Annotated in this window: 11 protein-coding genes; 3 read left to right on the top strand and 8 right to left on the bottom strand. The window is 69.4% G+C overall.

The features are described from left to right. Positions 1-145 precede the first annotated feature (145 nt). Entirely contained in the window at positions 146-2,446 is a 2,301-nt protein-coding gene (locus ACFYOY_RS27610; RefSeq protein ID WP_351901906.1) for a polyprenyl synthetase family protein, read from the top strand. Positions 2,447-2,477: 31 nt separating this feature from the next. Here the strand turns inward: ACFYOY_RS27610 and ACFYOY_RS27605 are convergent, their stop codons facing one another. Continuing rightward, positions 2,478-3,236 carry a FadR/GntR family transcriptional regulator gene (locus ACFYOY_RS27605; RefSeq protein ID WP_351901904.1) on the bottom strand — a complete coding sequence of 253 codons (759 nt, stop codon included), beginning with the start codon at positions 3,234-3,236 and terminating at the stop codon, positions 2,478-2,480. A gap of 206 nt (positions 3,237-3,442) precedes the next feature. On the opposite strand from ACFYOY_RS27605, the gene ACFYOY_RS27600 reads away from it, so the two are divergent. Beyond that, entirely contained in the window at positions 3,443-4,423 is a 981-nt protein-coding gene (locus tag ACFYOY_RS27600) for a formylglycine-generating enzyme family protein (RefSeq protein WP_351901902.1), read from the top strand. Positions 4,424-4,471: 48 nt separating this feature from the next. Then, entirely contained in the window at positions 4,472-6,739 is a 2,268-nt protein-coding gene (locus ACFYOY_RS27595) for an arylsulfatase (protein WP_351901900.1), read from the top strand. A gap of 67 nt (positions 6,740-6,806) precedes the next feature. Here the strand turns inward: ACFYOY_RS27595 and ACFYOY_RS27590 are convergent, their stop codons facing one another. Genes ACFYOY_RS27590 through ACFYOY_RS27560 form a run of 7 tightly spaced genes read right to left on the bottom strand, consistent with a single transcriptional unit; the run spans position 6,807 to position 14,394 of the window. Beyond that, a complete protein-coding gene (locus ACFYOY_RS27590) occupies positions 6,807-7,604 on the bottom strand; it encodes an SDR family oxidoreductase (RefSeq protein WP_351901898.1) in 798 nt (265 codons plus the stop codon). An 8-nt stretch (positions 7,605-7,612) separates the two neighbouring features. Then, positions 7,613-9,103 carry an aldehyde dehydrogenase family protein gene (locus ACFYOY_RS27585; RefSeq protein WP_351901896.1) on the bottom strand — a complete coding sequence of 497 codons (1,491 nt, stop codon included), beginning with the start codon at positions 9,101-9,103 and terminating at the stop codon, positions 7,613-7,615. Then, on the bottom strand, positions 9,100-9,981 hold the full coding sequence (locus tag ACFYOY_RS27580) for an ATP-binding cassette domain-containing protein (protein ID WP_388590253.1): 882 nt from the start codon (positions 9,979-9,981) through the stop codon (positions 9,100-9,102). The genes ACFYOY_RS27585 and ACFYOY_RS27580 overlap by 4 nt, the downstream gene beginning before the upstream one ends. Continuing rightward, entirely contained in the window at positions 9,974-11,041 is a 1,068-nt protein-coding gene (locus ACFYOY_RS27575) for an ABC transporter ATP-binding protein (RefSeq protein ID WP_351901892.1), read from the bottom strand. The genes ACFYOY_RS27580 and ACFYOY_RS27575 overlap by 8 nt, the downstream gene beginning before the upstream one ends. Next, complete coding sequence (locus tag ACFYOY_RS27570) at positions 11,038-11,916, bottom strand: ABC transporter permease (protein WP_351901890.1); 879 nt, start codon at positions 11,914-11,916, stop codon at positions 11,038-11,040. Before ACFYOY_RS27570 ends, ACFYOY_RS27575 begins: the two co-directional genes overlap by 4 nt. Beyond that, positions 11,913-12,863 carry an ABC transporter permease gene (locus ACFYOY_RS27565; protein ID WP_351901888.1) on the bottom strand — a complete coding sequence of 317 codons (951 nt, stop codon included), beginning with the start codon at positions 12,861-12,863 and terminating at the stop codon, positions 11,913-11,915. Before ACFYOY_RS27565 ends, ACFYOY_RS27570 begins: the two co-directional genes overlap by 4 nt. A 16-nt stretch (positions 12,864-12,879) precedes the next feature. Further along, positions 12,880-14,394: an ABC transporter substrate-binding protein gene (locus ACFYOY_RS27560; RefSeq protein ID WP_351901886.1), complete on the bottom strand. Its 1,515-nt coding sequence runs from the start codon at positions 14,392-14,394 to the stop codon at positions 12,880-12,882.

Below are 14,394 nucleotides of genomic sequence, written 5' to 3'. Positions count from 1 at the left end.
TCCTCCCCTTGGCGTTCCGCTATAACGAGCGGGCGGCGTCGAGGGCACGGTGACGACCCGAAATCCGGGCTGCGCTGTCATCCGATGAGGTGGGGGCGGTACGACAGCACCCGGTGAGCGGGGTGCTGACATCTAGGTTTCCGGCATGACCATCTCCGCGTCCCGTCCCCCGGCGCAGGGCCCTTCGCAGGCCGCACCGCAGCACACCGCCGGTTCAGCGCCCTTCGGCCTGCCGCACCCTTCGGCCGGTGCCGAAGGGTGGTATCTCAACGGGCATCTGCGGGATGAGAGCGGCGACGAGTACACGTGGATGATCAGTGTCCTGAAACACCACGATGTGCGGGACCGCGCGGCCGGTCCCGGGTACGGCGTGGTGTCCACGTGCTCGGGCCCGGCAGGGGTCTCCCACGGTGCCTGGCTCACGCCCACCATGCATCGCGCGGTCCGCGAGGCGGTCCGCGGCGACACCGCGCAGGATCACCGGGTCCGCGAGGCGCTGGCGCAGGCCCTCGCCGAGGGCCCGCTGCTGCCCGACCGGCTGCTGGCCGGGCCGGTGGCGGAGTCGGCCGACACGCTGGACATGTCCTTCGGGGACGTGGCCGCGCTGCGCCGTGAGGAGGACGGCGGATTCCGCCTGGCCTTCCAGGACAAGGAACGCTTCGAGCTTCTCCTCACCCCCGTCAAGGCGGCGGTCCCGCAGTTCGACGCCCAGGGGCGCTATCCGGGGCGGCTTCCGACCGACGCGGACGCGATGACGTCGTACTTCGTGCCCCGGTTGCACGCTCAGGGGGCCCTGCGTCGTGCGGACGGCACCGAGAGGCGGGTGGAGGGGCACGCCTGGTTCGAGCAGGATTGGGGCAGCACCTACTACGACGTCGAGCGGACCCCGGGAACGCCGGACCACACCTGGGAGTGGGCCGGTATCCAGCTCGGCAACGGCTGGGAGGTCGGCTGCATTCACGCGCGCAACACCGATCCCGCCACAGGTGCCACCACGCTGGAATTCACCCGCGCCACGGTGGTCGCCCCGGACGGCGGCGTCAGCTACCACGACGTGGACTGGCAGCCCGTGCGCCACTGGACCTCACTGGCCACCCTCAACACCTACCCCACCGCGGTGCGCGTGCGCGTCCCCGGCCTCGGGCTGGATGTCGAGGTGATCGCTCCGGCGGCGGAGGGCGAGGTCCGCACTCTGATCGTCGGACGCGCCTTCTGGGAGAGCCCCGCCACCGTGCGCGGTGTCATGGGAACCACGCCCGTGGTCGGCACGGCATTCCTGCAGACCCTGCCGACCAACACCATCGGCGATATCGAGCACTACATGCGCCGCACCCACGACATCGCCCGTGCGGAAGCCGCCGCGCTCTATTCCACCGATGCCACCGACGAGACCGCGCTGGGTCTGCTCACCGGCACCAGCGGCGGAGCGGACCTGGACACCGCCGCCCGGATCCGCCTCCACCAGGCGGTCGCCGCTCCCGTTCTGCACCTGCTGGACAACCCCGGACGCTCCTGGCGCCCCTACGTGGCCGCGGCCGTCCTCTGCCTTCTCGGCGCCGACCCCGAGCGCTACCGGCCGCTGACCGCGGTCACCGAGCTGCTCCATGTCTCAGCGCTGGTCATCGATGACATCCAGGACAACTCGCCCACCCGGCGCGGCCGTCCGAGCGTCCACGAGATCTTCGGCACCGCTCCCGCGATCACCGCCGGCACTCTCGGCTACTACACCTTCGACGCCCTCATCCAGCGCGTCCCGCAGGCCGATGCCGCCACCATGCTGCGCATCTACCGGCTCTATCTGCGGGACCTGCGCGCCGCCCACGCCGGCCAGGCCCTCGACCTCGCCGGGCACCACACCGCGTTCGACCAAGCCGTGGCCACCGGTGACGCCCGCCCCCTCCTCGACCAGATCCGCACCGCCCACCGGCTCAAGACGGGCATGCTCGTCCGCAGCACCGCCGAGGTCTCCGCGATCCTCGGCGGCGCCGACGAGACACAACTCGACGCGATCTGCGAGTACTTCGAAGCCGTCGGAATCGCCTACCAGATCACCGACGACGTCTTCGACCTGTACGGGCAGTGCACCCCCGACGAACACCAGCAGGGCATCACCACCCGCTCCCCCGCCGAAGACCTCCGCAACGGCGAGGTCACCTATCCCGTGGCCCACGCCACCGGCCTCCTCGGCACCACCGACCGCCAACGCCTGCGCGACGCCGTCCGGCAGCGCTCCGACACCGGTGCGCTCCAGGCGTCCGACCTGCTGATGCGCAGCGGAGCCCTGGACGCGTGCATGGCCGAGGCCCGCGAACTCGTCGACACGACCTGGGAAGCCCTCGCCCCCCTGCTCCCGCCGACTCCGCACAAGGCCATGGTGCGCGCGCTGGGCTGGTACGCCGCCCAACGCGAAACCGACCACATCCCCCGGACAACAGCCCTTGGATGAGCGCGGAGCAGGCCGCGAACAGGCGGTGCGGCTACTCCTCGATGAGTGCCTGAAGCATGGGTTTGCTCTCCTCGGCCACATACGAGGCGTAGTACTCATAAAGGTTGCAGCGGGCGAGCCGGTCGGCCTGGACGAGGTCCGCCTGGCGCACCGCCTCGAAAACCTCGGCGTGGTGGGCCACAGACTTGCGCATCAGCGCGACGCTGTCGGGTGCCCGCTGCAGCTTGTCTTCGATGAGCGCGAGGACCGCGCCGCGCACCACCTCACTGCAGACCTGGATCAGATTGTTCCCGCTGGCCTGCGCCACCACGTCGTGGAAGGTGACATCCGCGGCGCTGAAGGCCGCATATCCTTCGTCGATCGCCTCCCGCATCCGCTCCAGCGCGGCCTCGATGGCCTCCACCTGCTCGTCGGTGCGCAGCCGGGCCGCAAGCCGGTTGGCCGAGCCCTCCAGGATCATGCGGAACTGGATCAGTTCGCTGAGCGAAATACCGTCCCTTCTGGCGAGCCGTTCAAGGGGCTTGCGCAGGTTCTTCGTGGAGTAGGACAGCACCTCGGCACCGCGCGGATCGCCCGGTCGTGAGCGGATCAGGCCCGCGCTCTCCAGCACCCGCAGCGCCTCGCGCACAGTGGAACGGCTCACCGAGAACTGGCTCATCAGGTCCCGTTCGCTCGGCAGCCGGTCGCCGGGGCGCAGGGCGCCGCGAGCGAGCGTCTCTTCTACTTGCTCGACGATCGCCTCATAAGCACGAGTCGGACGCACCGGTTGGAAGTACTGCTCTTCTGACACGATCCACCTTTCTGGCCGGTTCGTTCCGCTACGGGTAGCCGAACGTACCGCTCTACGTGCCGTCCCCGCGGCTCGATGAATCCCTTGACAACAGTATTCGGACCGAAACACACTCTTTCAACTAGTCGGAATATGATGCTGGCCAGACCAGTCACCTCGGGAGGTCTTGAGCCGGGCGAGGAACAGCGGCCGCGGTTGGAGGAGCGATGGCAGGAGCATGTTGCGCCCCCACCTCAGGGGGCGACCGGGAGATCCCCGAGCCGTCCACCGTGCGGCTCCAGGCCTCGGACCGGGACCGGGCACAGCGACTGCGCGCCATGCTGCGCATCCCCGGGGGGACGTATCTGATGGGAGGCGATGACGCCGACGCGTTTCCCGGGGACGGTGAGGGCCCGGTCCGGGCGGTGAAGCTGTCGCCGTTCCTCATCGACGCGACCGCTGTCACCAACAGGCAGTTCGCGACCTTCGTGCGCAGCAGCGGCTACCGGACCGATGCCGAGCGCTACGGCTGGTCCTTCGTGTTCTACGCACTCGTCCACCCCGACGCCCGGCACCTGGTGCGCGACGGCACGGTGGCGGAGGCACCCTGGTGGCTCGCGGTCGACGGGGCGTGCTGGCGGGCCCCCTACGGGCCGGGGTCGTCCTGGACCGATCTGTCGAACCACCCTGTCGTCCATGTCTCCTGGCGTGACGCGTCCGCCTACGCGACGTGGGCGGGCAAGCGCCTGCCCACGGAGGCGGAGTGGGAGATGGCGGCGCGTGGCGGTCTGGAACGCGCCCGCTTCCCCTGGGGGGATGAGCTCCGGCCCCGGGGGCAGCACCGCTGCAATATCTGGCAGGGGCGGTTCCCGCAGGTCAACACGGGCGAGGACGGGTATCTGGGCACCGCGCCGGTCAAGACCTACCGGGCCAACAACTTCGGCGTGTACAACACCTCGGGCAATGTGTGGGAATGGTGCTCCGACTGGTGGAGCACCACATGGCACGCGGCCGACCGCCCGGAGACCCGCCAGGACCCGGCCGGACCCCCCGCCGGGGAGGCGAAGGTGATCCGCGGCGGCTCCTACCTGTGCCACGCGTCGTACTGCAACCGCTACCGCGTCGCCGCGCGCACCTCCAACACACCTGACAGCAGCACCGGGCACATGGGGTTCCGCTGCGCGGCGGACCTGCCCCCGTCGTGCTGACGGACCGCCGGCACAGCGCACCAATGTCCATGCGAAGGAGCGTCCTGGATGACCAACCCCTTTCCGCATCCGCCGTCCGCGAGCGGCACTTTCCAAGGCAAGATCGGCACGACCTACGAGGAGTCCACTCCGTGGTGGCCCGAGCAGCCGGCGCCGCCCGAGGACACGCCCAATGTCGTGGTCATCGTGCTCGACGACGTCGGCTTCTCCGACCTCGGCTGTTTCGGCTCGGACATCGAGACCCCGGCCATGGACGCCCTGGCCACCGGCGGCCTGCGCTACACCAACTTCCACACCACCACGCTGTGTTCGCCGACCCGAGCCTCCCTGCTGACCGGCCGGAACCACCACTCGGTCGGCATGCGGATGCTGTCCAACTTCGACACCGGCTTCCCCAGCGGCCGCGGACGCGTCACCAAGGCCGCCGCGATGCTGCCCGAGGTGCTGCGAGACAACGGCTTCAACACCATGGCCGTGGGCAAGTGGCACCTGGCGCCCATGGAGCAGACCACCGCGTCCGGGCCGTACACCCAGTGGCCGCTCTCCCGTGGCTTCGAGCGCTACTACGGATTCCTGGAAGCCGAGACGGACAGCTTCTATCCGGAACTGTTCTACGACAACCACGCCGTGGATCCGCCGAAGACCCCGGAAGAGGGCTATCACCTCAGTGAGGACCTGGTGGACCGGGCGATCGAATTCGTCACGGACCAGACGTCGGTCACTCCTGAGAAGCCCTTCTTCATGTACATGGCCTTCGGTGCGGCGCACGCCCCGCACCAGGCTCCGCAGGAGTACCTGGAGAAGTACCGGGGCCGGTTCGACCACGGCTGGGACGTCGAGCGCGCGACCCGGCACGCCCGCCAGATCGAACGGGGCATCCTGCCGCCCGGCACCGAACTGGCCCCGCGCAACCCCGGAGTCGAGCCCTTCGACGAGCTGTCGGACGACGAGAAGAAGCTGTCCGTGCGCCTCCAGGAGGCCTACGCGGCGATGCTCGACCACACCGACCACCACATCGGCCGGTTCATGGAATTCCTGGAGCGGATAGGGCAGATGGAGAACACCATCACCATCCTGCTCTCGGACAACGGGGCCAGCCAGGAAGGCGGCCAGAAGGGGTCACTCAACCCCACCGCGTTCCAGAACGGCCAATCCGAGGACTTCGACGAGATGCTCGCGCGGATCGACGAGATCGGCACCACGCGCGCGCACGCCAACTACCCGTGGGGATGGGCACAGGCGGGCAACACACCGTTCAAGCGCTACAAGCAGAACACCCACGAGGGTGGCGTCCGCTGCCCGCTCATCGTGCAGTGGCCCCGGGGACTGCCGCGCACCGACGAGAGCCGGCAGCAGTTCCACCACGTCAGCGACATCGTGCCGACCCTCTTCGAACTGCTCGGTCTGCGGGCGCCCGAGGTCTACAACGGCATCCCGCAAATGCCGATCCACGGCACCAGCATGGCCTACACCTTCGATGCGCCGACCGCGCCGACGCGCAAGGAGGCCCAGTACTTCGAGATGTTCGGGCACCGCGCGATCTGGCACGACGGCTGGAAGGCCGTCTCCTTCCACCAGCGCGGAACCTCCTTCGACGACGACAAGTGGGAGCTCTACCACCACGACACCGACTTCTCGGAATGCAACGACCTGGCGGAGGAGCGGCCCGAGCAACTGCAGAAGATGATCTCCCGCTTCTGGGTGGAAGCCGGAAAGTACGATGTGCTGCCGCTGGATGACAACGGATTCGCCCTCCGGGCGAAGATTCCGCGTCCCGGCTCGCCGCGCAAGCGCACCACCTTCACCTACTACCCCGGCATGGCCCATCTGCCCGGCGCCGCGGTGCCACCGGTGATGAACCGCGCGCACCGCATCACCGCGTACGTCGACCGGGCCGCCACGTCGGACGAGGGTGTCCTGGTGTCCCTGGGCAACATCAGCAGCGGATATGTCCTGTACGTCAAGGACAACCGGCTGGTCTACGAGTACAACTTCCTCGGCACCCGGTACACGGTGACCTCGGCGGAGGAACTCCCGATCGGCCCGGCGGAGCTGACCTTCTCCTTCGACAAGACCGGTGACATGCGGGGCGTCGGACACCTGTACGTGTCAGGCAGGCCGGTGGGCACCGCGGACATTCCGCGGGTCCTCCCCCATTTCCTGGGATGGCAAGGCCTCGACATCGGCCGGGACACCCTGTCGCCCTCCTCACCCAGCTATGACGGCGAATTCGCGTTCACCGGAGGGTTCGAGAAGGTCGTCTTCACGGTCGCGCCGGACGAAGAGGGCACGGTGCCCTTCGAGCGCATCGACTGATACGACCCCCAGGCCCCCTCTTCCGGGTTCACCCCGGAAGAGGGGGCCTGGGGGTTTTCGACGCCCGTCAGTTGGGCGGCGTGTAGCGTCCGTCGATCGCCGTCCAGCCTCCGTCCACGAAGAGCTGGCTCCCGGTGACGAAGGATGACGCGTCCGACGCGAGGTACACGACGGCGCCGGCCAGCTCCTCGGGCCGGGACCAGCGGCCCAGGGCGCTCTTGGTCGCATAGGCCTCGGACCATTCCGGTACGGCCCTGATCTGCGCGGTCAGCGGTGTGTCCACGATGCCCGGGGCGACGGTGTTCACCCGCACGCCCGACGGTCCCAGCTCGGCCGCCGCGGTCCGCAGCATCTGGACGAGGCCGGCCTTCGTGGCCGCGTACACCCCCTGCCCCGGTTCGACGGCCACCGCGCGAATCGAGCTGAAGCCGATGATGCTTCCCCTGCCGCGTTCGGCCATGCCCCGGCCGAACGCCCGCACCAGGTCGAAGGATGCGCGCAGATTGAGCGCCACGACCCGCTCGAACTCCTCCGCCGTGTAGTCGAGCAGGTGCTTGCGCACGTTCGTCGCGGCGGTGAAGACGAGCACGTCGACGGGTCCGAGCTCCTCGGCGGCACGCGCGACCGCCTCGCCGTCGAGCACGTCGAGGGCGTACGGCACGAGGCCCGCCCCCATCGACGCCGACTCCGTGGCCGCCGTCAGATCACGGTCGGCGCACACCACCGAGGCGCCGTGCGCGGCGAGGGCCAAGGCGCTCTCCCGGCCGATTCCACTGCCCGCGCCCACCACGACGGCCTTCCGGCCGTCGAGCCGGAACAGGCGGGAGTACGCGTCCACCGCATCGGTGCGGTCCTTTGCTTGCATGGTGGTCCTCACGGCTTCGTTGTCGTCGGACGGATCACTGCCATACGGGTCACGGTGAGCTCTTCGATGGCGAACCTCGGGCCCTCCCGTCCGGCCCCGGAGTCCTTCACACCGCCGTACGGCATGACGTCGGAACGGAAACCGGGGACCTCATTGACGACCACTCCGCCCACCTCCAGGCGGTCGAGAGCGGCGAACGCGGTGTCCAGGGCGCTGGTGTAGACACTCGCGTGCAGTCCGTAGCGCGAGTCGTTGACCAGGTCGAAGGCGGCCTCCAGATCGGGGACGGACCGTACGGCGACCACGGGGCCGAACACTTCCTCGTCCCAGACGGCGAGGGCGCGGTCCACATCGAGCAGCACGGCGGGCTCGATCACACCATCGGTGACCGAGCCTCCGGCCACCAGCGACGCCCCCGCCTCCACCGCCTCGGCCAGCCACCCGCGCACCCGCTCGGTCGACCGCTGGTCGATGAGTGCCGAGACACGCGTCTGCGGATCGCGGGGGTCGCCCACGGTCACCTGGGCCACTCGCTCCGTCAAGCGGGCCACGAACTCCTTCCGCACGGAGTCCACCACGATGACCCGCTGCACGCTGATGCACGCCTGGCCCGACGCGTAGTACCCGCCGCGTACCACCGCGTCGGCGGCGGCGTCGAGGTCGGCGTCGGCGGCCACCACCAGGGCGGCGTTGGAGCCGAGTTCGAGCAGCACCTTGGTGGGTGCCGCGTCCCGGGCGATCTGGTGGCCGACGGCGGCGGAACCGGTGAAGGACACCGCTCCGATCCGGCGGTCGGTGGTCAGCGCGACGCCCACCTCGGGGCCCCCGGTCACCAGCTGCACCGCGGCCTGTGGCGCCCCGCCGGCGCGCAGGGCCTCACGGAGGAGGTGCACCAGCCACAGGGTGGCCAGCGGGGTCTGCGGGGCGGGCTTGGCGATGACCGGGCAGCCGGCGGCCAGGGATGGGGCGATCTTGTGCGCGGCGAGCAGCAGCGGATAGTTGAAGCCGGCGATGCCCACCACCACACCGATGGGCTTGCGGGTCCAGAAACCGAGCAGCCCCTCCCCCGACGGCAGCAGGTCCAGCGGCACCGTCTCCCCGTGCAGCCGGGCCACTTCCTCGGCCGCCGTCAGCAGGGTCAGCAGGGTGCGGTCCACCTCGACACGGCAGTCGACCAGCGGCTTGCCGGTCTCCAGGACGAGGAGCCGCTCGAAGTCCGAGCGCCGGGAGGCGACCGCCTCGTGCGTCGCGAGCAGCGCCGCCCTGCGTACGTGCGAGGGGAGCCGGCCGACGCGCTCGCGGATCGCGAGGGCCGCGTCGACCGCGTGGCGGGCGAGGGCGGTGTCCCCGATCGGCGCCCGTGCGACGAGCGTCCCGTCGTAGGGGAAACGGACGTCCTCGGTGGCGGGTGCCTCCACCCAGGAATCGCCGATGGGAAGACCCTCGGGAAACTCCCTCGCCACGGGGCTTTCGCCGGCGGGTTCGGCATGGGTCGTCACGGTTGGTACTCCCGGTTGAGGTCGGCCGCCGACACTCCGGACAGTGCCTTGCCCAGAGTGGGAACGGCGGAGATCAGCCTGCGTGTGTAGGAATGCTGCGGGTCCTCGTACACCTGCTCGGTGGCCCCGGTCTCCACGATCTGCCCGTTGTGCATGACGGCGACCCGGTCGCACACATGGCGGACCACGGACAGGTCGTGGGAGACGAAGACCAGCGTGAGGGACAACTCGTCGACGAGGTCGGCGATGAGGTTGAGCACCTGGGCTCGTACGGACACGTCCAGGGCGCTCACCGGCTCATCGGCCACGATGACCTTCGGGCGGGGGGCCAGAGCGCGCGCGATCGAGATGCGCTGCCGCTGGCCGCCGGAGAACTGGTGCGGATACCGGTCCGCCGCGTCGGCTCGCAGACCGACGGCCTCGAGCAACTCGGCCACCCGCTCCCGGCGGTTCCCGTGGCCCTGCGCGACGAGCGGCTCGGCCACGATGTCGCCGACCCGCATGCGCGGGTCCAGTGAACTCATCGGGTCCTGGAACACGAGCTGGAGCCGCTCGCGGACGAACCGGAGCTGTCTCTCCCGTAGCCCGGTGATGTCCCGGCCGTCGATCGCGACGCTGCCGCTGGTGGGGCGGTCGAGCCCGGCCAGGATCCGCAGCAGGGTCGACTTGCCGCATCCCGACTCGCCTACGATGCCGAACCGCTGCCCCGCAGGGACGGCGAAGCTGACACCGCGCAGCGCGTGCACCGGCGGGCTGGGGTGGCGTAGCGAGGTACGGGGCCGTCGGTAGTCGCGGGTGACGTCGCGGACGCTGATGGCGTCCGCCGGGCCGGTCCCCGGGCCGGGGGCGAGGGGGGCGCTGGTCGTCTGCTCAGCCACGGCCGGCCTCCTGGTTCGTGGGGGTGCCGGTCCCGGGTGCGCCGCTCTCGGGCACCGGGTGGAAGCAGGCGTAGCCGGAGTCCGGCCCGGTCGCGACCCATTCCGGCCGGGTGGCGCACACCTCGGTCGCCTGGGCGCATCTGTTTCTGAAGACGCATCCGGCGGGGAACTGTCCCGCGGGCGGAACCGACCCGCCGATGGTGACCAGCCGGCCGCGGTCGTCGACCACGGTCAGGTCGGAGGCGCCGATCAGGCCCTGCGTGTAGCGGTGCCGGGGGCGCGTGAACACCTCCCGGACCGGGCCGGACTCGACCACCCGCCCGCCGTACATGACCATGACCCGCTCGCAGGCGGTGGCCACCACGGCCAGGTCGTGGGTGATGAAGAGCATGGCCGACCTGCGGTCCTGGACGCCCCGCACGATCAGGTCGAGCACCCGCGCCTGCACCGTGACATCGAGTGCGGTGGTGGGTTCGTCGCAGACCAGCAGCGCGGGGTCGTTCGCGAGGGCGATGGCCAGCACCACCCGTTGCCGCTGGCCTCCGGAGAACTGGTGCGGGTAGGCGTCGGCGGCGACCGCGGGATCGGGCAGTCCCACCTGGGCGAGGAGTTCCACGGCGGCGGCGCGAGCGGACGCACGGTCGGGCCTGGTCCGGTGGATCAGCAGCACCTCGGCGATCTGCCGACCGATCTTCATCGTGGGGTTCAGAGCGGTCATGGGCTCCTGGAAGACCATGGCGATCTCCTTGCCCCGCACCCGGGACATCCGGGCCTCGTCGGCTCCCACCAGGTCGTGGCCGACTCCGGCGAGCCGCACCGAACCCGTGGCCCGGAGCTCCTCGGGAAGCAGGCCCATGACGCTCAGTGCGGTCAGCGACTTGCCCGACCCCGACTCGCCGATCAGGCCGACCCGTTCGCCTGCCCGGATGGTGAAGTCGACGTCTTCGACGAGCTTGCGGCCGCCCACCGCGACGTCGAGTTTCCGAACGGTCAACACGTCATCGGGCGAGTCGGGCGAGCCCGCTGCGGAGGCCGGTGCCGTGTCAGGTGCCGGGGTCATCGGCGGTCCTCCATCTTGGGGTCGAAGCGGTCGCGCAGGCCGTCACCGAGCAGGTTGAATCCGAGCACCGCCACCGCGATCGCGATACCCGGAAACACGGCGAGCCGGGGGGCGATCGACAGCATCTCCTGGCTCTCCTGCAGCATCCGGCCCCAGGATGGTGTGGGGGGCGGGGTTCCGAAGCCCAGGAACGACAGCGCGGCTTCGGCGAGTACGGCGATGGCGAATCCGACCGACGCCTGCACGATGACGAGACTGCTGACGTTGGGCAGGACATGCCGCAGGGCGACCGCGAACGGCCCGCGGCCCGCCGCGCGCGCGGCGACGACATATTCGGTCCGCATGACTTGCAGCGTGCCGCCGCGGATCAGCCGGGCGAAATGGGGGATGGACGCGATGCCGATGGCGACCATCGCGACCAGCGTGCCGGCGCCGTACACGGCGGAGAACATGATGGTCAGCAGGAGCGCCGGGAAGGCGAGAATCAGATCGTTGCCGCGCATGAGCAGCTCGCCGAACCAGCGGGGCGCCATTCCGGCGACGATGCCGAGGGGCACTCCGACCAGGGCGGCGACCCCCACCGCAACGAAGCCGACGAAGAGCGTGGTGCGCGAGCCCATCATGATCTGGCTGAACACGTCGCGGCCGAATTTGTCCGTGCCGAACCAGTACTCCGCCGACGGCTTCTCCAGCCGCGCCGCGGGGTTCACCAGGGTCGGGTCGTGCGGGGTCCACACGAAGGACAGCAGCGCCATGCCGAGTACGACCAGGACGATGAGACCGCCCACCAGGAGGCTGCCCGTCACCGGGCGGCGCCGCCGACGGCCCTCGGGCGCCGCGGACGCGACAGCGGCTTCCGTGTTCAGAGCACTCATGACGCACCCACCCTCAGCCGCGGGTCGATCATCAGATAGATGATGTCCACCAGGAAGTTCACGAGCAGCACCGCCGTTGCGATGATCATGACCACGTCCTGCACCAGGATGAGGTCGCGGTTGGAGACGCTGTCCAGCAGCAGGCTCCCGAGCCCGGGGATGACGAAGACCCGTTCGATGACGACGGCACCCACCAGCAGCGTGGCGAGTTGCAGCGCCAGGACGGTGACCACGGGCACCGCCGCGTTCCGCAGGCCGTGCCGCAGCAGCGCCTGCGTCGGACGGAGTCCTTTGGCACGAGCGGTGCGCAGATAGTCCTCCCTGAGGACCTCGAGCACGGCGCTGCGGACATAGCGGGTGAGCACTGCCCCCTGCACCACTCCGAGGGAGAGCGCGGGCAGCACCAGCTGCTTGAGGAACAGGACCGGATCCTGCACCGGGGGTGTCCAGCCGTTCGCCGGCAGCCACCCGAGCCCCACCGCGAACACGGTGATCAGGAGGATGCCCGCGAGGAACGCCGGGACGGCCACGCCGATCTGGGACAGGGCCGAGAGGATGAGCCCGGACGGCCTGCGGTGCCGCACGGCCATGACCATGCCCATGGGGATCGCCAGGATGCAGGCGATCACCATCCCGGTGCCGACGAGCCACAGGGTGACCTGGAGGCGGTCGGAGATCTGCGGGCCGATCGGGGCGTGTGAGATGTAGGAGTTACCCGGGTCGAAGGTCACCAGTCCGTGTATCCAGCTCAGGTACTGGTCCACGAGCGGCCGGTCGAGCCCGAACTGCTCGCGCAGTTGCGCCACCGCGGTATCCGATGCGCTGGTGCCGAGTGCGACGCGCGCCGGATCCCCCGGCAGGACCGCCATGAACGCGAACACCAGCACGGAGCTCACGACAAGGCTGGCCAGGAGGATCGCGATCCGCTGCGCCAGACGGACGATCATGGGTTGAGGCCGCCTTTCATGACCGGCCCAGGCCGGTGAGATCCAGTGACTCGGAGACGGTGTTCACCGGCAGACCGGTGATGTCCTTGTTCGCCACCATCAGGTTCGGCAGCAGGAACAGCCAGTCGGCCGCGGCGTCCTTGGACAGCAGCCGGGCAGCCGCCCGCATGGAGGTGATCTGCTCCTTCTGGGTGCCCTGGTCCGCCTTCTTCAGCAGAGCGCGGAACTCAGGGTTGTCGTAGCGGGTGTAGGAGGTCTTGCTCCCGAACACCGCCTGCATGTCGCGGGGTTCCACATGGCCGATGATGGACATGTCGTAGTCGGCGTTCTTGAACACGGTGGTCAGCCAGGCGGCGGGGAACTCCAGTTGGTCGAGCTTGACCTTGAACCCGGCCTGTTCGAGCTGGCTCTTGACCACGGTGCCGCACGCGGTGGCATAGGGCAGCGTCGGAAGCCGCAGCCGCAGCGTACGGCCGGCCTGGCCGGACTCCTCGAGGAGCTTCTTGGCCCTGCCGCGGTTGTACGGATACTCGTTCGTGAGGTTCTGGTACCACGGGTCGGTCGGAGGGACCATGCTGCCGATGAGCTTGCCGCGGCCCGCCCAGCAGGTGTCCATCAGGGCTTTGTGGTCGATGGCGTACCGCACTGCCTGGCGGACCTTCGGATTCTTCAGCGGGCCCGAGCCATTGTTGAGGGAGAGGACCACCTCGCCGTTGGTCGTGCCCTCGATGACCTTGTACTTCGGGTTGTTCGCGAACCGGTAGAGGGCATCCGGGGACTGCATCGTGCCGATCACGTTGATGGTGCCCGTGAGCAGCGCGTTGTTCATGGCCGTCGGGTCCTTGAAGTACTTGAGGGTGACCGACGCGAAGTGCGGCTTGCGCCCCCAGTAGTCAGGACGACGGGCCAGCGTGATCGAGTCGCCGCGGTTCCACTTCTTCACCGCGTACGGGCCGGTGCCCACCGGCTCGGTGGCCAGCTTGCCCACGCCGGTCCGGCTGAACATCGCGCCGACGCGGGTGGTCATCCGGTACAGCCAGTCGTTGCTCGGCCGTTTCAGGGTGACCTTCAGTTCGGTGGGCGACACCGCCCGCGCCGTGTCCACGACGTCCATCTGGGCCTTCTGCGCAATCGTCCAGTCGGAGCTGACACGTCCGATGGAAAATGCGGCGTCCTTGGCCGTGAACGGTGCGCCATTGCTGAACCTGGCCTTCTTCACCAGGTGGAACGTGTATGTCTTGCGGTCCTTGGACAGGCTCCACGACGTGGCCAATTGCGGCCGTATCTTCCCGGACTGGTCCAGCTTCACCAGGTTCTCGTAGACGTTGTAGAGCAGTGCCTGCGAAATGGCGGCACCTTCGGTCTTGGTGAAGTCGAAGTTGGCCGGCTCGGCGGTGAGCCCGATGTTCAGGGCGTTCTTCCCGGTACCGCCGGCTGCCGTGGACCCGGCCGAGCAGGCTGCCAGCAACAGGCATGCGAGCGTGGCCGCGAGGGTCCCGGTCCCCCGCGCCAGCCGCCTGGTATGTCTCAT

Source organism: Streptomyces sp. NPDC007875 (assembly GCF_042868035.1).
Lineage (GTDB): Bacteria > Actinomycetota > Actinomycetes > Streptomycetales > Streptomycetaceae > Streptomyces > Streptomyces antimycoticus.
Note: the sequence above shows the minus strand (reverse complement) of the source record. Positions and strands in the feature narration are given on the sequence as shown.